At 56.7% G+C, this 18,723-nt stretch carries 15 protein-coding genes; 11 read left to right on the forward strand and 4 right to left on the reverse strand.

From position 1 onward, the window contains the following. Positions 1–9 precede the first annotated feature (9 nt). Positions 10–906 (reverse strand): sugar kinase, encoded by an 897-nt coding sequence (locus tag FZF21_RS21760; RefSeq protein ID WP_047736687.1) that lies wholly within the window; start codon positions 904–906, stop codon positions 10–12. A gap of 155 nt (positions 907–1,061) precedes the next feature. Between FZF21_RS21760 and yihU the strand changes: the two genes are divergently transcribed. The 7 genes from yihU to ompL all read left to right on the forward strand — a co-directional run bounded on the left by yihU (position 1,062) and on the right by ompL (position 9,799). Then, positions 1,062–1,952: a sulfolactaldehyde 3-reductase gene (gene yihU / locus FZF21_RS21765; RefSeq protein ID WP_032672236.1), complete on the forward strand. Its 891-nt coding sequence runs from the start codon at positions 1,062–1,064 to the stop codon at positions 1,950–1,952. Between the two features lie 17 nt (positions 1,953–1,969). Next, positions 1,970–2,845 (forward strand): sulfofructosephosphate aldolase, encoded by an 876-nt coding sequence (gene yihT / locus FZF21_RS21770; protein ID WP_017382671.1) that lies wholly within the window; start codon positions 1,970–1,972, stop codon positions 2,843–2,845. 14 nt (positions 2,846–2,859) lie between these two features. Further along, a complete protein-coding gene (gene yihS / locus FZF21_RS21775) occupies positions 2,860–4,101 on the forward strand; it encodes a sulfoquinovose isomerase (RefSeq protein WP_023304653.1) in 1,242 nt (413 codons plus the stop codon). A 16-nt stretch (positions 4,102–4,117) separates the two neighbouring features. Further along, positions 4,118–6,142 carry an alpha-glucosidase gene (locus FZF21_RS21780; protein ID WP_149121139.1) on the forward strand — a complete coding sequence of 675 codons (2,025 nt, stop codon included), beginning with the start codon at positions 4,118–4,120 and terminating at the stop codon, positions 6,140–6,142. A gap of 45 nt (positions 6,143–6,187) precedes the next feature. Further along, on the forward strand, positions 6,188–7,570 hold the full coding sequence (locus FZF21_RS21785) for an MFS transporter (protein WP_003861932.1): 1,383 nt from the start codon (positions 6,188–6,190) through the stop codon (positions 7,568–7,570). 43 nt (positions 7,571–7,613) lie between these two features. Continuing rightward, positions 7,614–9,038: an MFS transporter gene (locus FZF21_RS21790; protein ID WP_149121138.1), complete on the forward strand. Its 1,425-nt coding sequence runs from the start codon at positions 7,614–7,616 to the stop codon at positions 9,036–9,038. A 74-nt stretch (positions 9,039–9,112) separates the two neighbouring features. Beyond that, positions 9,113–9,799 carry a porin OmpL gene (gene ompL, locus FZF21_RS21795; protein WP_047638098.1) on the forward strand — a complete coding sequence of 229 codons (687 nt, stop codon included), beginning with the start codon at positions 9,113–9,115 and terminating at the stop codon, positions 9,797–9,799. An 80-nt stretch (positions 9,800–9,879) separates the two neighbouring features. Here ompL and typA read toward each other — a convergent pair whose 3' ends face one another. Further along, on the reverse strand, positions 9,880–11,703 hold the full coding sequence (gene typA / locus FZF21_RS21800; protein ID WP_149121137.1) for a ribosome-dependent GTPase TypA: 1,824 nt from the start codon (positions 11,701–11,703) through the stop codon (positions 9,880–9,882). Positions 11,704–12,080: 377 nt separating this feature from the next. Between typA and glnA the strand changes: the two genes are divergently transcribed. The 4 genes from glnA (at position 12,081) to FZF21_RS21820 (ending at position 16,352) form a co-directional block, all read left to right on the forward strand. After that, positions 12,081–13,490 carry a glutamate--ammonia ligase gene (gene glnA / locus FZF21_RS21805; RefSeq protein ID WP_003861925.1) on the forward strand — a complete coding sequence of 470 codons (1,410 nt, stop codon included), beginning with the start codon at positions 12,081–12,083 and terminating at the stop codon, positions 13,488–13,490. 167 nt (positions 13,491–13,657) lie between these two features. Then, complete coding sequence (glnL, locus tag FZF21_RS21810; protein WP_003861923.1) at positions 13,658–14,707, forward strand: nitrogen regulation protein NR(II); 1,050 nt, start codon at positions 13,658–13,660, stop codon at positions 14,705–14,707. Positions 14,708–14,718: 11 nt separating this feature from the next. Then, on the forward strand, positions 14,719–16,131 hold the full coding sequence (gene glnG / locus FZF21_RS21815; protein WP_003861919.1) for a nitrogen regulation protein NR(I): 1,413 nt from the start codon (positions 14,719–14,721) through the stop codon (positions 16,129–16,131). 110 nt (positions 16,132–16,241) lie between these two features. Next, positions 16,242–16,352: a YshB family small membrane protein gene (locus FZF21_RS21820; RefSeq protein WP_017382667.1), complete on the forward strand. Its 111-nt coding sequence runs from the start codon at positions 16,242–16,244 to the stop codon at positions 16,350–16,352. A gap of 100 nt (positions 16,353–16,452) precedes the next feature. On the opposite strand, the gene hemN is transcribed toward FZF21_RS21820, so the two are convergent. Both hemN and yihI read right to left on the reverse strand, forming a co-directional pair. After that, the gene (gene hemN, locus FZF21_RS21825) at positions 16,453–17,826 is read right to left on the reverse strand and encodes an oxygen-independent coproporphyrinogen III oxidase (protein ID WP_015569899.1); all 1,374 of its coding nucleotides are present in this window, start codon (positions 17,824–17,826) and stop codon (positions 16,453–16,455) included. A 188-nt stretch (positions 17,827–18,014) separates the two neighbouring features. Beyond that, entirely contained in the window at positions 18,015–18,530 is a 516-nt protein-coding gene (gene yihI, locus FZF21_RS21830) for a Der GTPase-activating protein YihI (protein ID WP_015569898.1), read from the reverse strand. Positions 18,531–18,723: the final 193 nt, after the last annotated feature.

Here is an 18,723-nt window from a genome sequence, read left to right on the forward strand (position 1 = left end):
CCCCGCATTTTATACAAAAAGTGACAAAAAAGAGCGGGTTTGATCACAGTCGGGTATACCCGCGCGCCCGCCGGGCTTTGTACATTTCAGTGCTGCGACGGCGCTGGCAAAACGCACGGCGTCTGCGGCGGGTAATTTCTGCCCCAGGCTGACCGCCAGCGCACCGTGGAACACGTCGCCCGCCCCGGTGGTATCAATGACGTTCACTTCAAAACCAGGCTGATGACATAGCGTGTCGTTTTCCAGCCAGAAACAGCCGTCTCGCCCCTGCGTAACATACACATGTCCATTTGTGAGCGTTTGTACTTTCTTCAGCGCGTTTTCGGTTTCATCCAGCTGCGTTAAACGCCGCAGTCCTGGCGCGGAGAAGGCCGCGTGGTCGCTTAAGGCAATCAGATCCGCGATGTCCTGCGGGGTGACATCCGCATCCAGCAGCGTCGGTACGCCCTGCTGGCGGGCCAGGGTAAATGCCTGTTTTGCCCCGTCATGCCAGCGCACGTCGGCTAAGACAATGTCCCACTGAGAGAAGTCGATTTCTTGCAGCCAGTCTGCCGACGCAGGGAGATCGGGGCTGGGGTAGTTGGCAATCACTCTTTCCCCACCTGCGTCCACCAGCACCGCCGATTGCGACGATCGGGCTCCCTTAACTATGCGCGTATAGCGGGTGTTCACCCCCAGGGATTCCAGCTCCGCGAGCAGCCGTCTGCCGGTATCGTCGTCTCCCACCCGACCAATAAAATCCACTTCCGCGCCCAGTTTCGCGGCTGCCACTGCCGCCGTTGCCGCCGGGCCGCCGCCCACTTCCGTATAGTCTTTTGCGACATATTTCCCACCTTCTTTCGGTAAATCATCGAGATACCAGATGCGATCCAGCACGGTAATGCCGACACAAACGATGCGAGTCATGGTGATTCCTTCTGCGATTTCTGATGCCTTCATTTTAATTTCACCAAATGTTTAAAAAGTGACCCGTGTCAATTTTTTGACTATAAATTACAAATACGATCAAAAACAGACACCACAAACGCGCAAAAATTGACACGATGTGACAGGAGAGAGGCATGTCAGCAATCGCATTTATTGGCTTAGGACAGATGGGCGCGCCCATGGCGAAGAATCTGTTGAAACAGGGCCACCAGCTTAACGTTTTTGATGTGAACCCGCAGGCGGTTCAGGCGCTGGTAGAGAGCGGCGCCCGGGCGGCGGCTACGCCCGCACAGGCAGCAACGGATGCCGAATTCGTGATCACTATGCTGCCAAACGGCGACCTGGTGCGCAGCGTGCTGTTCGGCGAGCACGGCGTGTGCGAAGGGTTATCCCGCGACGCGCTGGTCATTGATATGTCCACCATTCACCCGCTGCAAACCGACGCACTGATCCGCGACATGGCTAAGCAAGGCTTCAGCCTGATGGACGTGCCCGTCGGACGCACCTCTGATCATGCCATCGCCGGTACGCTGCTTCTGCTGGCGGGCGGTACGGCGCAGCAGGTTGAGCGCGCCACCCCCGTTTTAATGGCGATGGGCAATGAACTGATTAACGCTGGCGGGCCGGGAATGGGCATCCGCGTGAAGCTCATCAATAACTACATGAGCATCGCCCTGAACGCCCTTTCCGCCGAAGCCGCCGTACTGTGCGAAGCGCTTGGCCTCTCCTTTGACGTGGCGCTCAAGGTGATGAGCGGCACGCCGGCGGGTAAAGGCCACTTCACGACATCCTGGCCGAACAAGGTGCTGAAAGGGGATCTTTCACCCGCCTTCATGATCGACCTTGCGCATAAGGATCTGGGGATCGCCCTCGACGTGGCCAACCAGCTCCACGTTCCGATGCCGCTGGGCGCGGCGTCCCGCGAAGTATACAACCAGGCACGCGCCGCCGGGCGCGGGCGCGAAGACTGGACAGCCATTCTTGAACAGGTTCGCGCATCTGCCGGGCTGAAAAAACCACACTGATACGAAAGGACTGAGGAATGACGATGTACACCCTGAAAGATATCACCCGACCTTCCGGCGGTTTTGCAATGCTGGCCGTGGATCAGCGCGAAGCGATGCGCCTGATGTTTGCTGCCGCAGGCGCGCCAGTGCCGGTAACCGATCAGCACCTGACGGATTTTAAGGTCAATGCGGCGAAAATTCTGTCGCCGTACGCCTCTGCGATCCTCGTCGACCAGCAGTTCTGCTACCGCCAGATTGTCGAGCAGCAGGCCGTGGCCAAAAGCTGCGCAATGATTGTCGCCGCCGACGAGTTTATCCCGGGGAACGGCATTCCGGTCGACAGCGTGGTGATCGACAAGAACGTTGACGCGCAGGCGGTCAAACGCGATGGCGGTAAGGCGCTGAAGCTGCTGGTGCTGTGGCGCAGCGATGAAGATCCGCAGCAGCGCCTGGAAATGGTGAAAGCGTTCAATACGCTGTGCCACGACAACGGACTGTTGAGCATTATCGAGCCGGTGGTGCGTCCCCCGCGCCGCGGCGCCGCGTTTGACCGCGAGCAGGCGATTATCGATGCGGCCAAAGAGCTGGGCGACAGCGGTGCCGACCTCTACAAAGTGGAAATGCCGCTGTTTGGTAAGGGCACGCAGCACGAGCTACTGACGGCCTCGCAGAAGCTGAACGAGAACATCGCCATGCCGTGGGTGATCCTCTCCTCCGGCGTGGACGATAAGTTATTCCCGCGTGCCGTAAGCGTCGCCATGCAGGCGGGGGCATCGGGCTTTTTAGCCGGTCGCGCCGTCTGGTCATCGGTGATTGGCCTGCCGGACACCGAGATGATGCTGCGTGATATTTCCGTGCCAAAACTTCAGCGTCTGGGTGAGATCGTCGACGAAATGATGGCTCGCCGTTAAGAAAGGACCCGAACATGAAATGGTTTAACACCCTGAGCCATAACCGCTGGCTCGAACAAGAGACCGACCGCATTCTCGATTTCGGTAAAAACGCCGCCGTACCGACCGGCTTTGGCTGGCTGGGCAATAACGGGCAGGTGCGCAGCGATATGGGCACCCATCTGTGGATCACCGCCCGCATGCTGCACGTTTACGCGGTGGCGGCGAACATGGGGCGCCCCGGCGCGTACGCCCTGGTTGAGCACGGCATTAATGCCCTGAACGGTCCGCTGCGCGATAAACAGCACGGCGGCTGGTACGCCTGCGTAAACGATGAAGGCGTGATTGATGCGTCCAAGCAGGGCTATCAGCACTTCTTCGTCCTGCTGGGCGCGGCGAGCGCCGTGACCACCGGCCACCCCGAGGCACGCAAGCTGCTGGACGATGCCATCGAGGTGATTGAGCGCTACTTCTGGAGCGAACAGGAGCAGATGTGCCTGGAGTCCTGGGACGAAGCCTTCAGCAAAACGGAAGATTACCGCGGCGGTAACGCCAATATGCACGCCGTGGAAGCCTTCCTCATCGTCTATGACGTGACCCACGACCGGAAATGGCTCGACCGCGCCCTGCGCATCGCCTCGGTGATTATTCACGACGTGGCGCGCAAAGGGGAGTACCGCGTTAACGAGCATTTCGACACCAGCTGGAACCCGATCCGCGATTACAACATCGATAACCCTGCCCACCGCTTCCGCGCCTACGGCGGCACGCCGGGGCACTGGATCGAGTGGGGCCGCCTGATGCTGCACCTGCGCGCCGCGCTGGAAGCCCGCTTTGAAACCCCGCCGGAGTGGCTGCTGGAAGATGCGAAAGGCCTGTTTCACGCCACTATTCGCGACGCCTGGGCACCCGACGGGGCGGACGGCTTTGTCTACTCCGTGGGCTGGGACGGCAAGCCTATCGTGCGCGAACGCGTGCGCTGGCCAATCGTCGAGGCGATGGGCACGGCTTACGCGCTCTACACCGTCACTGGCGAGGCGCAGTACGAAGCCTGGTATCAGAAATGGTGGGATTACTGCATCAAGTACCTGATGGATTACGAAAACGGTTCCTGGTGGCAGGAGCTGGACACCAATAACGAAGTGACCACCAAAGTCTGGGACGGCAAGCAGGATATTTACCACCTGCTGCACTGCCTGGTGATCCCTCGTCTGCCGCTGGCGCCGGGCTTAGCCCCTGCCGTCGCCGCCGGATTACTGGATAGCCTGGCCAAATAATAAAGACGGAGTTTTTATGCGTACCCTACACAATATTGACCTGAAAAATAACGAAAGTGGTTTCACCCTGCGCTGGCAGGACCGTCTGATTTTATCCCACACCGCGGATGCCCCTTGCCTGTGGATCGGCGCAGGTGAGGCGGATATCGAGATGTTTCGCGGCAATTTCAGCATCAAAGACAAGCTTAACGAAAAGATTGCCCTGACGAACGCGACCGTCACGCAGCAAAGCGCGGGCTGGGCAATCCGCTTTACCCGCGGCGACGCGGTGAGCGCGACGCTGCTGGTGGGCGTGGATGGTGAGGGCCGTCTGGAGCTGAAGCTGAAAAATGACGCCGCCAGCCATAACCGCATCTGGCTGCGGCTGGCGGCTCAGCCTGACGATCATATCTACGGCTGCGGCGAGCAGTTCTCGTATTTCGATCTGCGCGGCAAGCCGTTCCCGCTGTGGACCAGCGAGCAGGGCGTGGGACGCAACAAGCAGACCTACGTCACCTGGCAGGCCGACTGCAAAGAGAACGCGGGCGGCGATTACTACTGGACCTTCTTCCCACAGCCTACCTTCGTGAGCACCCAGAAGTACTACTGCCACATGGATAACAGCTGTTATATGAACTTCGACTTCAGCGCGCCGGACTTCCACGAGCTGGCATTCTGGGAAGATAACGCCACGCTGCGCTTCGAATGCGCAGAAACCTACGTCGATCTGCTGGAAAAACTGACCGGCCTGCTGGGGCGTCAGCCTGAACTGCCGGACTGGGTTTACGACGGCGTGACGCTGGGTATTCAGGGCGGCACCGAGGTGTGTCAGCAGAAGCTCGACGCCATGCGCGAGGGCGGCGTGAAGGTAAACGGCATCTGGGCGCAGGACTGGTCCGGCATCCGGATGACCTCCTTTGGTAAACGCGTAATGTGGAACTGGAAGTGGAACAGCACGCTCTATCCGCAGCTTGATGAGCGGATTGCGCAGTGGAAAGAGGAAGGCGTGCAGTTCCTCTCCTATATCAACCCGTACGTCGCCAGCGATAAAGATCTCTGCGAAGAGGCGTCGAAGCGCGGCTATCTGACCAAAGATGCCGACGGCAAGGATTACCACGTTGAGTTCGGCGAGTTCTACGCGGGCGTTATCGACCTGACTAACCCGGAAGCCTACAGCTGGTACAAAGAGGTGATCAAAAAGAACCTGATCGAACTGGGCTGCGGCGGCTGGATGGCCGATTTCGGGGAATATCTGCCGACCGATACCTTCCTGCACAACGGCGTGAGCGCGGAGATCATGCATAACGCCTGGCCTGCCCTGTGGGCGAAATGTAACTACGAAGCGCTGGAGGAGACCGGCAAGCTCGGGGAGATCCTGTTCTTCATGCGCGCGGGCTACACCGGCAGCCAGAAGCACTCGGTGATGATGTGGGCGGGGGATCAGAACGTCGACTGGAGCCTGGACGATGGTCTGGCGTCCGTCGTACCGGCGGCGCTGTCGCTGGCGATGACCGGGCACGGGCTGCACCACAGCGACATTGGCGGCTATACGACCCTCTTCGAGATGAAGCGCAGCAAAGAGCTGCTGCTGCGCTGGTGCGACTTCAGCGCCTTTACGCCGATGATGCGTACCCACGAGGGCAACCGCCCTGGCGACAACTGGCAGTTCGACGGCGACGCGGACACCATCGCCCACTTCGCGCGCATGACCACCGTCTTCACCACTCTGAAGCCGTACATCAAAGCTGCGGTAGCGCAGAACGCGAAGAGCGGCCTACCGGTGATGCGCCCGCTGTTCCTGCACTACGAGGACGACGCGCGCGCCTACACGCTGAAATACCAGTACCTGTTTGGCCGCGATCTGCTGGTGGCGCCGGTTCATGAAGAGGGACGCCGCGACTGGTCGCTCTATCTGCCGCAGGACACCTGGGTCAATGCGTGGACCGGGGAAACCTGCCAGGGCGGTGACATCACCGTTGATGCCCCGCTCGGCAAACCGCCGGTCTTCTATCGCCAGCACAGCGAATGGGCAGATCTGTTTAGCACCTTACGTCATATCTGATAAGGCTCGCCCGCGGGGAAACCTGCGGGCAGACGGAGAACAATAATGAGTCAACATACTTCTGATCCGGCAACCCTGCGCCTGCCGTTTAAAGAAAAACTCGCCTACGGGATGGGCGATCTCGGCTCTAACATCCTGCTTGATATCGGCACGCTGTATCTGCTGAAGTTCTACACCGACGTCCTGGGGCTGCCTGGCACCTACGGCGGGATTATCTTCCTGATTGCGAAGTTTTTTACCGCCTTCACCGACATGGGCACCGGGATCATGCTCGATTCCCGGCGCAAGATCGGCCCGAAAGGGAAATTCCGCCCGTTCGTGCTGTATGCAGCCTTCCCGGTAACGTTGCTGGCGATAGCTAACTTCGTCGGCACACCGTTTGAAATTACCGGTAAAACGGTGATGGCGACGGTGCTGTTCATGCTGTACGGCCTGTTCTTCAGCATGATGAACTGCTCCTACGGCGCGATGGTGCCCGCCATTACCAAAAACCCGGACGAGCGTGCTTCGCTGGCCGCCTGGCGCCAGGGCGGCGCCACGCTGGGTCTGCTGCTCTGTACGGTGGGCTTTGTCCCGGTGATGAACCTGATTGAGGGCAACGACCAGCTTGGCTACATCTTTGCCGCCACCCTCTTCTCGCTGTTCGGGTTGTTCTTTATGTGGTGGTGCTATAAAGGCGTAACCGAGCGTTACGTCGAGACGCAGCCTGCTAACCCGGCGCAGAAACCGGGGCTGTTGCAGTCGTTTCGCGCCATCGCCGGGAACCGTCCGCTGTTTATCCTGTGCATCGCTAACCTGTGCACGCTGGGCGCCTTTAACGTTAAGCTCGCCATTCAGGTCTACTACACGCAGTACGTACTGAACGACCCGATCCTGCTGTCGTACATGGGCTTCTTCAGCATGGGCTGTATTTTTATCGGCGTCTTTATGATGCCCGGCGCGGTGCGGCGCTTCGGTAAGAAAAAGGTCTACATCAGCGGGCTGATGATTTGGGTGGCGGGCGATCTGCTTAACTACTTCTTCGGCGGCGGCTCGGTGAGCTTCGTGGCGTTCTCCTGCCTGGCGTTCTTCGGCTCCGCGTTCGTGAACAGCCTGAACTGGGCGCTGGTGTCCGATACCGTGGAATACGGCGAGTGGCGCACCGGCGTACGCTCCGAGGGGACGGTCTACACCGGCTTTACCTTCTTCCGTAAGGTATCGCAGGCGCTGGCGGGCTTCTTCCCGGGGATCATGCTCACGCAGATCGGCTATGTGCCCAACGTGGTGCAATCCGCCGGCACGGTTGAAGGGCTACGGCAGCTGATATTTATCTATCCGAGTCTGCTGGCAGTCATCACCATCGTGGCGATGGGCTGCTTCTACAACCTTAACGAGAAGATGTATGTGCGCATCGTGGAAGAAATTGAGCTGCGCAAACGTACGGCATAAATGACGTGATTGAGCGCCCTGCGGGGCGCTTTGAGGATCGACCATGACACATAATACTGATCCGTTAACCCTGAAATTGAGCCTGCGAGAGAAGTGCGCCTACGGGATGGGTGATTTTGGCTCGAACCTGATGCTGTGTATTGGCACGCTGTATCTGCTGAAGTTTTACACGGACGAGCTGGGCATGCCCGCGTTCTACGGCGGCATCATTTTTCTGGTCGCCAAGTTCTTTACCGCGTTTACCGACATGCTGACCGGGGTGCTGCTGGACTCCCGGCGTAATATCGGCGCGCGGGGGAAATTCCGGCCATTCATTCTCTACGCCTCCGTGCCGGTGGCGCTGGTGGCCACGGCGCAGTTTATGGCCAACGACTTTAGCCTGACGGTGAAAACGGCTCTCGCCACCGTGCTCTTCATGATGTTTGGGCTCTGCTACAGCCTGATGAACTGTGCCTACGGTGCAATGGTTCCGGCCATCACCAAAAACCCGAACGAGCGCGCGCAGCTTGCGGCGTGGCGTCAGGGCGGCGCAACGGTAGGACTGTTGCTCTGCACTGTCGGCTTTATGCCGATTCAGGCGCTGTTCGTCAGCCAGCCCTCACTCGGCTATCTGGTGGCCGCGCTGATGTTCGTCACCGGGGGACTGTTCTGCATGTGGTGGTGCTACAGCGGGGTGAAAGAGCGCTACGTCGAGCTTACGCCCGATCACCATAAACCCGGCATTCTGAAATCGTTCTGCGCGATTTTCCGCAATCCGCCGCTGCTGGTGCTGTGCATCGCCAACCTGTGTACCCTCGCCGCGTTTAACATCAAGCTGGCGATTCAGGTCTATTACACCCAGTACGTGCTGAACGATCTGCATCTCCTGTCGTGGATGGGCTTTTTCAGCATGGGTTGCATTCTGATTGGCGTGTTTCTGGTGCCTGGCGCGGTGAAGCGCTTTGGCAAGAAGCCGGTCTATCTGGGCGGGCTGACGCTGTGGGCGGTGGGCGACGTGCTGAACTTCGTCTGGGGAACCAGTTCCCTGCTGTTCGTGCTCTTTTCCTGCATGGCCTTTTTCGGCACCGCGTTTGTGAACAGCCTGAACTGGGCGCTGGTGCCGGATACGGTTGATTACGGCGAGTGGAAAACCGGGATCCGCGCCGAAGGGTCGGTGTATACCGGCTATACCTTCTCGCGCAAAATCTCCGCGGCGCTGGCCGGTTTTCTGCCCGGTATCATGCTGACCCAGATTGGCTATGTTCCCCATGCCGTACAGAGCGCAGGCACGCTGCTTGGGTTGCGTCAGCTTATTTTCCTCTGGCCGTGCGGCCTGGCGATCGTTGCCGCCGTGACCATGGGGCTGTTTTATAAACTCAACGAAGCGCGCTTCGCCTTTATTATCGAGGAGATTGGAAAACGGAAAAAACAGACAGCAAATACCCCTGAGATAACCACCAACAATAAAGCGTCAGCAGTCACTTTATAACAATAAATCCGGCCAGTATGTCCTTCCTGTTTATCAGGAGGGAGGCCTTTCTGTACCTGATACATGGACAAATTATGAAAAGAATCATCACCGTACTGATCGTGTCGTCTGTGTCCTGCCCGGTTTTTGCCGGGGCCTATGTCGAAACGCGCGAAGCCTACAACACCGCCTCTGAGCTGCACGAAGTGATCCTGCGTGCGGGCTATAACTTCGATATGGGCGCGGGACTGATGTTCACCAACGCTTATAACGTGGGGAAATGGGACGAACTGAAGCACAGCTATAACGAAATTGAGGGGTGGTATCCACTCTTCAAACCGACCCACAAACTGACCTTCCAGCCCGGCGGCTTGATTAATGACAGCAGCGCAGGATCAGGTGGCGCGGTTTATTTAGATACTAACTATAAATTTACGGACTGGTTTAATCTGACGTTCCGCTATCGCTATAACCATAACAATTACGATACGCCGGACTATAACGGGCAGATGGATAAGAACGACACACATGAATTTGCCAACTACTGGAATTTCAAAGTGACGGATGCGTTTTTCTACACCTTTGAGCCGCACTTTTTCCAGCGGGTGAATGATTACCACAGCAAAAATGGCAAAGACCATCACTGGGAAATTACCAATAAATTCAGCTATAAGATCGACAGAAACTGGCTGCCGTATCTTGAGCTACAGTGGCTGGACCGATGGAATGATTACAACCGCGAGCAGTACCGGATCCGTTTAGGGTTGCGGTATTCGTTCTAATAAAAAAAGCCGCTGATCGCTCAGCGGCTTTTTCGTTGCCGGGTGGCGCATGCGCTTACCCGGCCTACGGCATAACCGAATTACTCTTCTTTCGCACCGCGCATTGCACGTTTACGATCGTTCTCGGTCAGGTGACGTTTACGGATACGAATTGACTGAGGCGTCACTTCGACCAGTTCGTCATCATCGATGAATTCCAGAGCCTGCTCCAGGGTCATCTTGATCGGTGGAACCAGAACCGTTGCTTCGTCAGTACCGGACGCACGCATGTTGGTCAGTTTCTTACCGGTCAGGCAGTTTACCGTCAGGTCGTTAGAACGGCTGTGAATACCGATGATCTGGCCTTCGTAAACTTCAGCACCGTGACCCAGGAACAGCTTACCGCGATCCTGCAAACCGAACAGCGCAAACGCAACCGCTTTACCCTGACCGTTGGAGATCAGCACGCCGTTGTTACGCTGGCCCACTTCGCCCGGACGAACGTCGTCGTAGTGGCTGAAGGTGGAGTACAGCAGACCGGTACCGGAAGTCATGGTCATGAACTCAGAACGGAAGCCGATCAGGCCACGGCTTGGGATCACGTAGTCGAGACGTACGCGGCCTTTGCCATCTGGATTCATGTTTTTCAGGTCGCCTTTACGCTCACCCAGTGCCTGCATCACAGAACCCTGGTGCTGCTCTTCAACGTCCAGCGTTACGTTTTCGAATGGCTCTTGTTTACGGCCATCGATTTCGCGGAAGATAACTTTCGGACGGGAAACCGCCATCTCGAAACCTTCACGACGCATGTTCTCAATCAGAACAGACAGGTGCAGCTCACCACGACCCGAAACGCGGAATGCATCAGCGTCTTCGGTTTCTTCAACGCGCAGCGCAACGTTGTGCACCAGCTCTTTGTTCAGGCGGTCAAGGATCTGACGAGAGGTAACAAACTTACCTTCTTTACCACAGAACGGAGAGGTGTTGACGTTGAAGAACATGGATACGGTTGGTTCATCAACGGACAGGGCTGGCAGCGCTTCGACGTTCTGCGGATCGCAGATGGTGTCGGAGATGTTCAGTTCACCCAGACCGGTGATGGCGATGATGTCGCCCGCTTCAGCGATGTCGCTCTCGATACGCTCAAGGCCCAGGTGAGTCAGAACTTTACCGACTTTACCGTTACGGGTTTTGCCTTCGCTATCGATGATAGTGACCTGCTGGTTAGGCTTCACTTTACCGCGCTTGATACGACCAATGCCGATTACGCCAACGTAGTTGTTGTAGTCGAGCTGAGAGATCTGCATTTGCAGGGTGCCTTCCAGGTCAACGTTTGGCGTAGGAACGCGGTCAACAATCGTCTGGTACAGCGGAGTCATGTCTTCCGCCATGTCTTCGTGATCCAGACCGGCGATACCGTTCAGCGCAGACGCATAAACGATAGGGAAGTCCAGCTGTTCGTCGGTCGCGTCGAGGTTAACGAACAGGTCGAAGACCTGGTCAACAACCCAGTCAGGACGCGCGCCAGGACGGTCAACCTTGTTGATCACAACGATAGGTTTCAGGCCGTGGGCAAATGCTTTTTTGGTCACGAAGCGCGTTTGCGGCATAGGGCCATCAAATGCGTCAACCACCAGCAGCACGGAATCCACCATGGACATCACGCGCTCAACTTCACCACCGAAGTCGGCGTGCCCTGGGGTATCAACGATGTTGATACGGTAGTCATTCCATTTGATAGCGGTGTTTTTGGCGAGGATGGTAATCCCACGCTCTTTCTCCAAATCGTTGGAGTCCATCACACGCTCTTGAGTTTCGGCACGAGCATCAAACGTACCGGACTGCTGTAGCAGCTTATCAACCAGGGTAGTTTTACCATGGTCGACGTGCGCGATGATGGCGATATTACGCAATTTTTCGATCACAACTTTGCCTCAGGCATTTAGAAATAGCGCGTTATTGTACACGGATTAATCGCACTACAAAACAGGATCACAAACATCCCCCGCAAACAAGTATTGCAGAGATGCTTTGTGATCGCTTTCACGGAGCGGTAAAAGGGCACTTTAACGTAAATTGCACCAATATGGTGCCCGATGTTCACACAGAAGCACTATAATGGTGCAACAAATCCAATGTGGTGCAGCCCTTCTGCACTATGGTGCGCATGATAACGCCTTTTTGGGGTGTTTTAAAAGTTGGCACAGATTTCGCTTTACAGAAATACAGTAAAAATATGGCAGCCCAGCCGATTTGAAGACCTCGTTACCACGACGACAATGACCAATCTGGAGAGTTAAGTATGTCCGCTGAACACGTTTTGACGATGCTGAACGAACATGAAGTGAAGTTTGTTGATCTGCGCTTCACCGATACCAAAGGTAAAGAACAGCACGTCACGATCCCTGCTCATCAGGTGAACGCCGAATTCTTTGAAGAAGGCAAAATGTTTGACGGCTCCTCCATTGGCGGCTGGAAAGGCATTAACGAATCCGACATGGTTCTGATGCCAGATGCAACCACTGCGCTCATTGACCCGTTCTACGAAGAACCTACGCTGATCATCCGCTGCGATATCCTGGAACCTGGCACGCTGCAAGGCTATGACCGTGACCCACGCTCCATCGCAAAACGCGCTGAAGAGTACCTGCGTTCTACCGGTATCGCAGACACCGTTCTGTTCGGGCCAGAGCCAGAGTTCTTCCTGTTCGATGACATCCGTTTTGGTGCTTCCATTTCTGGTTCCCACGTCGCTATCGATGACATCGAAGGCGCATGGAACTCTTCCACCAAATACGAAGGTGGTAACAAAGGTCACCGTCCGGGCGTGAAAGGCGGTTACTTCCCGGTTCCTCCGGTCGATTCTTCACAGGACATCCGTTCTACCATGTGTCTGATCATGGAAGAGATGGGCCTGGTTGTTGAAGCGCACCACCACGAAGTGGCAACGGCTGGCCAGAACGAAATCGCAACCCGCTTCAACACCATGACCAAAAAAGCGGATGAGATTCAGATCTACAAATACGTTGTGCACAACGTTGCGCACCGTTTCGGTAAAACCGCGACCTTCATGCCAAAACCCATGTTCGGCGACAACGGTTCCGGCATGCACTGCCACATGTCCCTGTCCAAGAACGGCACCAACCTGTTCTCTGGCGACAAATACGCGGGTCTGTCTGAGCAGGCGCTGCACTACATCGGCGGTGTTATCAAACACGCTAAAGCGATCAACGCCCTGGCGAACCCGACCACCAACTCCTACAAGCGTCTGGTCCCAGGCTACGAAGCACCGGTGATGCTGGCGTACTCTGCCCGTAACCGTTCTGCTTCTATCCGTATCCCGGTGGTGGCGTCTCCGAAAGCGCGTCGTATCGAAGTGCGCTTCCCGGACCCGGCGGCTAACCCATACCTGTGCTTCGCAGCACTGCTGATGGCCGGTCTGGACGGTATCAAGAACAAGATCCACCCGGGCGAAGCCATGGACAAAAACCTGTACGACCTGCCGCCAGAAGAAGCGAAAGAGATCCCACAGGTCGCTGGCTCGCTGGAAGAAGCCCTGCAAGCGCTGGACGCAGACCGTGAGTTCCTGACCGCTGGCGGCGTGTTCACCGATGAAGCAATCGACGCTTACATCGCGCTGCGTACCGAAGAAAACGACCGCGTTCGCATGACGCCGCACCCGGTTGAGTTCGAACTGTACTACAGCGTTTAATTGATTTGTTTTACCCGGCGCATACGCGTCGGGAGTAGTTGCCGTGGAAACTTTAGCCCATCTTCGGATGGGCTTTTTTCTCCACCAACAACCTGATCTCACGCGCTTTTTACCTCTAAAACGCTATACTGCACTAAAATAGTGCAACGACTCCAGGAGACTGCTGAATGGCAACTGGCACGCTGCCCGATGCTGGGCAGATCCTCAATTCTTTGATTAACAGTATCTTGCTGGTCGACGACGAGCTGGCGGTGCATTACGCCAACCCGGCGGCGCAGCAGCTGCTCGCTCAAAGCGCCCGTAAACTGTTTGGCACGCCGCTGCCTGAACTGCTGAGCTATTTCTCGCTGAATATTGGTCTGATGCAGGAGAGTTTGCAGGCGGGTCAGGGCTTCACCGATAACGAAGTGACGCTGGTGATTGACGGACGCTCGCATATTTTGTCCCTCACCGCACAGCGCCTGCCAGATGGCATGATTCTGCTGGAAATGGCGCCGATGGATAACCAGCGTCGTCTCAGCCAGGAGCAGCTACAGCATGCTCAGCAGATTGCGGCGCGCGACCTGGTACGCGGGCTGGCTCATGAAATTAAAAACCCGCTGGGCGGCTTACGCGGTGCGGCACAGCTTTTGACCAAAGCGCTGCCTGACCCTGCCCTGGCGGAGTATACCAACGTCATTATCGAGCAGGCGGACCGTCTGCGTAATCTGGTCGATCGCCTGCTCGGGCCGCAGCAGCCGGGGATGCATGTTTCAGAAAGCATTCACAAGGTCGCGGAGCGGGTGGTGAAACTCGTCTCTATGGAGCTGCCGGATAACGTCACGCTGGTACGTGATTACGACCCAAGCCTGCCGGAGCTGGCGCACGATCCAGACCAGATTGAACAGGTGCTGTTGAACATTGTGCGTAACGCGTTGCAGGCGCTGGGCCCGGAGGGTGGCGAAATTATTCTGCGTACCCGCACCGCGTTCCAGCTGACGCTGCACGGCGTGCGTTATCGTCTGGCGGCACGTATTGATGTGGAAGATAACGGGCCGGGGATCCCGCCGCATCTCCAGGACACCCTGTTCTACCCGATGGTCAGCGGTCGCGAAGGCGGCACCGGGCTGGGGTTATCCATCGCCCGTAATTTGATTGACCAACACTCCGGCAAAATTGAATTTACCAGTTGGCCGGGACATACCGAGTTTTCGGTTTTCCTGCCGATTAAAAAATAAAGGTGACGTTTATGCAACGAGGGATAGTCTGGGTAGTCGATGACGATAGCTCCATCCGTTGGGTGCTTGAACGCGCGCTCACAGGAGCGGGATTAAGCTGCACGACGTTTGAGAGCGGCAGCGAGGTGCTCGACGCACTCACCACCAAAACGCCGGACGTTCTGCTCTCGGATATTCGCATGCCGGGCATGGACGGACTGGCGCTCTTAAAGCAGATCAAACAGCGCCACCCTATGCTTCCGGTCATCATAATGACCGCCCACTCCGACCTGGATGCCGCCGTCAGCGCCTACCAGCAGGGGGCGTTTGATTACCTGCCAAAACCGTTTGATATCGACGAAGCCGTTGCCCTGGTCGAACGCGCCATCAGCCACTATCAGGAGCAACAGCAGCCCCGCCACGCGCCGGATTTCGGGCCTACGACGGACATCATCGGTGAAGCGCCAGCCATGCAGGACGTGTTTCGCATCATCGGGCGTCTGTCGCGCTCGTCTATCAGCGTCTTGATTAACGGTGAATCAGGGACCGGTAAAGAGCTGGTTGCGCACGCCCTGCATCGCCACAGCCCGCGGGCGAAAGCGCCTTTCATCGCCCTGAACATGGCGGCGATCCCCAAAGATTTGATTGAATCTGAGCTGTTCGGCCACGAAAAAGGGGCGTTTACCGGGGCAAATACCATTCGTCAGGGACGCTTTGAACAGGCTGACGGCGGAACGCTATTCCTGGATGAAATCGGCGATATGCCGCTGGATGTTCAGACCCGACTGCTGCGCGTGCTGGCAGATGGCCAGTTTTACCGCGTGGGCGGCTATGCGCCGGTGAAGGTGGACGTGCGTATTATTGCCGCGACGCACCAGAACCTGGAGCTGCGCGTGCAGGAGGGGAAATTCCGTGAGGATTTATTCCATCGTCTGAACGTGATCCGCGTCCACCTCCCGCCGCTGCGCGAGCGTCGGGAAGATATCCCGCGTCTGGCGCGCCATTTCCTGCAAGTGGCGGCCCGCGAGCTGGGCGTGGAAGCCAAGCAGCTTCATCCGGAAACGGATGCCGCCCTCACCCGTCTGGCGTGGCCGGGCAACGTGCGTCAGCTGGAAAACACCTGTCGCTGGCTGACCGTGATGGCCGCCGGACAGGAAGTGTTGATTCAGGATCTCCCCGCCGAGCTGTTTGAAGCCACCGTGCCCGAAAGCACCGCCGGACATGCGCTGCCGGACAGCTGGGCGACGCTGCTGGCGCAGTGGGCAGATCGCGCGCTGCGTTCCGGTCATCAAAATCTGCTCTCCGAAGCGCAGCCTGAGATGGAGCGCACGCTGTTGACTACCGCGCTTCGTCATACCCAGGGCCACAAACAGGAAGCGGCTCGCCTGTTGGGATGGGGTCGAAACACCCTGACGCGCAAGCTGAAAGAGCTGGGAATGGAGTGATCTTACTCCGCTGTGTAAAGGTTACTAATTGAGCGCAAAGTGCCGTTATTTTGCGCTTTACTGTTCCGATGAGTTTTGTATGATCGTGCCCGGAAACAGGGGGGAGCATCATGCTGGAATCATTAGTGACTTTGCTTTCGAGCGGAGCAGCAGAAAGCCACACGCCACAAACTGCCGTTGCGGCGGTATTGTGTGCGGCACTGGTTGGGCTGTTTAGCTAACGAGCTGTCGATGAAAAGCCGGGTGGCGCTTCGCTTACCCGGCCTACATCTCGCACTTAAGTAGGCCGGGTAAGGCAAAGCCGCCACCCGGCATTACAGCTCAAATCACCCGCGAGAACTGCTGTAAACGCGCCTTCTGACGCAGATAGGCATCGAAGCACATGCAGATATTACGAATCAACAGACGTCCTTTCGGCGTGACGACAACCGCACTCTCCGACACATCCACCAGCCCGTCTTTCGCCAGCGGCGCCAGAAGCTTCAGGTCTTCGGCAAAGTAATCGCTGAATTGCAGATCCCATTGCGACTCCACCTCGCGAAATTCGAGACGGAAGTTGCAGATAAGCGCCTTAATCACATCACGACGGATGCAGTCGTCGCGGGTTAGCGCGATGCCGCGCCACAGCGCGTTGCCGGTTTCGTCTATCTGCTGATAGTACAGCTTCAGCTCTTTCTGATTCTGGGCGTAGCAGTCGCCAATCATGCTGATGGCGGAGACGCCCATTCCGAGCAGATCGGTATCGCCCTGGGTGGTGTAGCCCTGGAAGTTACGGTGGAGAACACCTTCGCGTTGGGCAATCGCCAGTTCATCGTCAGGGCGGGCAAAGTGATCCATTCCGATAAACTGATAGCCGGTTTCGGTCAGCGAGGCGATGGTCTCCTGCAAAATGTCCAGCTTCTGCTGGGCGGAAGGCAGATCCGCATCTTTGATTTTGCGCTGAGCGGCGAACAGCGTCGGCAGGTGCGCATAGTTAAAGACGCTCAGACGGTCCGGGTTAAGCTCAGCCACGCGTTTAAGCGTGTAGGCGAAGCTCTCCGGCGTCTGCTTCGGCAGGCCGTAAATCAGGTCTATATTCGTTGAGGTAAAGCCGATTTCACGCGCATGGTTGAGTAAGGCAAAGATAAACGCTTCGTCCTGCTCGCGGTTTACCAGGCGCTGTACTTCTTTGTTGAAGTCCTGTACGCCCATACTCAGGCGGTTGAAACCTTCGGCGCGTAAATGATCCAGCACATCCAGCTCGATTTCACGCGGATCGACCTCGATCGAAATTTCGGCGTCGTCGTTAAAACTAAAATTGCCGCGCAGCAGCGCCATCAGGCGGCTGATCTGCGCTTTATTCAGATAAGTTGGCGTACCACCGCCCCAGTGAAGCTGGCTGACGTGACGCCCTTTAAACAGCGGTGCGCGGTGCAGAATTTCCTGTTCGAGCGCATCGAGGTATTGATCGGCTTTGTGCTGCTGGCGGGTAACGATTTTATTGCAGCCGCAGAAGTAGCAGAGCTTATGGCAGAACGGAATATGGACGTAGAGCGACAGCGGGCGCTCGGGATAGCGCGCCACAGCTTGCTGAAAATCCGCCTCGCCGAAAGCGTCAGAAAACTCCAGCGCGGTGGGGTATGAGGTATAACGCGGCCCGGAATAGTTATATTTCTGGATCAGGGCCAAATCCCAGTCGATAGATGGTACAGACATGCTCACTCCTTCCGTTGGTGTCGCGTTCGTATACGGCGGCCCGTTCTGGTCCCGTTGCGGGCCATCATTCGGGTGCGCAGCCACTTCTGTCGCCGCGACAACCGCCGTAGTTTAACGAATAACCACACCAGATAACATATAACCGGAAGGGTTATAAGCAGGACGAGTATACCTGCCGGGTGCAAATGTTAGTTTCCACCTTTCAGCAGACGCATCATATCTTCCTGCTTTTCGTCTTCCTCTTCGTCTTCTTCATCATCGTAGGACAGACCCAGCTTCTGCATCAGTTCATCAATGCGGTCCAGTTTGGCGTCCACCCAGGACTGCTCTTCAGCGGTCAGGGTTTCACCCTCTTCAAGACGTTCCAGCAGCGCATCCAGGCGCTCATCGTTCTCCAGCATATCCAGCTCAGCCTGCGGTGAAAGCATAGGTTTCTCGCTCTTTGGTTTGTGCTGCTTAGTGACCGGCGTGTCTGTCACGCCCAGTGGAATGGGAGTTTTACTGCCGATACGAGGATCTTTCTGCTGTTTGCCTTTTGCAGAAGCGCCTGCGGCACCGCCACCGTTAGCACGGCTACCCGCAGCATGGCCACGATGTTTTTTATCGCGTTTGCGATCGCGCGCTTCCTGATTCAGTTCTTCGCGCGTTTTGCGGCGTGCTTTTGCAGGGCGTTTCACGCCCGCAGCGGAGGTCGGTTTTTTCATGATGTTTTATCTTTAAGTCGTTTTCTTCAGTATAGAATTGCGGCGAAATCTAGCAGAAAGCAAGCAAAGAAAAAAGGCGACAGAGCAATCTGTCGCCTTTTTTCCTGACTCACAACCCTTAACGGGTCAGACATTCCCTGTTTGCCTGCAACAAACCCTGTTTATCCCTTGGCTACTACCGTCCGTGATACGG

The sequence above is a fragment of the Enterobacter sp. LU1 genome (assembly GCF_008271405.2).
Lineage (GTDB): Bacteria > Pseudomonadota > Gammaproteobacteria > Enterobacterales > Enterobacteriaceae > Enterobacter > Enterobacter hormaechei_C.

What these genes read in the sequence shown, in the direction of transcription:
- FZF21_RS21760 (WP_047736687.1), bottom strand. Translation starts at nt 906, where the DNA reads ATGACTCGCATCGTTTGTGTCGGCATTACCGTGCTGGATCGCATCTGG.
- yihU (WP_032672236.1), top strand. Translation starts at nt 1,062, where the DNA reads ATGTCAGCAATCGCATTTATTGGCTTAGGACAGATGGGCGCGCCCATG.
- yihT (WP_017382671.1), top strand. Translation starts at nt 1,970, where the DNA reads ATGACGATGTACACCCTGAAAGATATCACCCGACCTTCCGGCGGTTTT.
- yihS (WP_023304653.1), top strand. Translation starts at nt 2,860, where the DNA reads ATGAAATGGTTTAACACCCTGAGCCATAACCGCTGGCTCGAACAAGAG.
- FZF21_RS21780 (WP_149121139.1), top strand. Translation starts at nt 4,118, where the DNA reads ATGCGTACCCTACACAATATTGACCTGAAAAATAACGAAAGTGGTTTC.
- FZF21_RS21785 (WP_003861932.1), top strand. Translation starts at nt 6,188, where the DNA reads ATGAGTCAACATACTTCTGATCCGGCAACCCTGCGCCTGCCGTTTAAA.
- FZF21_RS21790 (WP_149121138.1), top strand. Translation starts at nt 7,614, where the DNA reads ATGACACATAATACTGATCCGTTAACCCTGAAATTGAGCCTGCGAGAG.
- ompL (WP_047638098.1), top strand. Translation starts at nt 9,113, where the DNA reads ATGAAAAGAATCATCACCGTACTGATCGTGTCGTCTGTGTCCTGCCCG.
- glnA (WP_003861925.1), top strand. Translation starts at nt 12,081, where the DNA reads ATGTCCGCTGAACACGTTTTGACGATGCTGAACGAACATGAAGTGAAG.
- glnL (WP_003861923.1), top strand. Translation starts at nt 13,658, where the DNA reads ATGGCAACTGGCACGCTGCCCGATGCTGGGCAGATCCTCAATTCTTTG.
- glnG (WP_003861919.1), top strand. Translation starts at nt 14,719, where the DNA reads ATGCAACGAGGGATAGTCTGGGTAGTCGATGACGATAGCTCCATCCGT.
- FZF21_RS21820 (WP_017382667.1), top strand. Translation starts at nt 16,242, where the DNA reads ATGCTGGAATCATTAGTGACTTTGCTTTCGAGCGGAGCAGCAGAAAGC.
- hemN (WP_015569899.1), bottom strand. Translation starts at nt 17,826, where the DNA reads ATGTCTGTACCATCTATCGACTGGGATTTGGCCCTGATCCAGAAATAT.
- yihI (WP_015569898.1), bottom strand. Translation starts at nt 18,530, where the DNA reads ATGAAAAAACCGACCTCCGCTGCGGGCGTGAAACGCCCTGCAAAAGCA.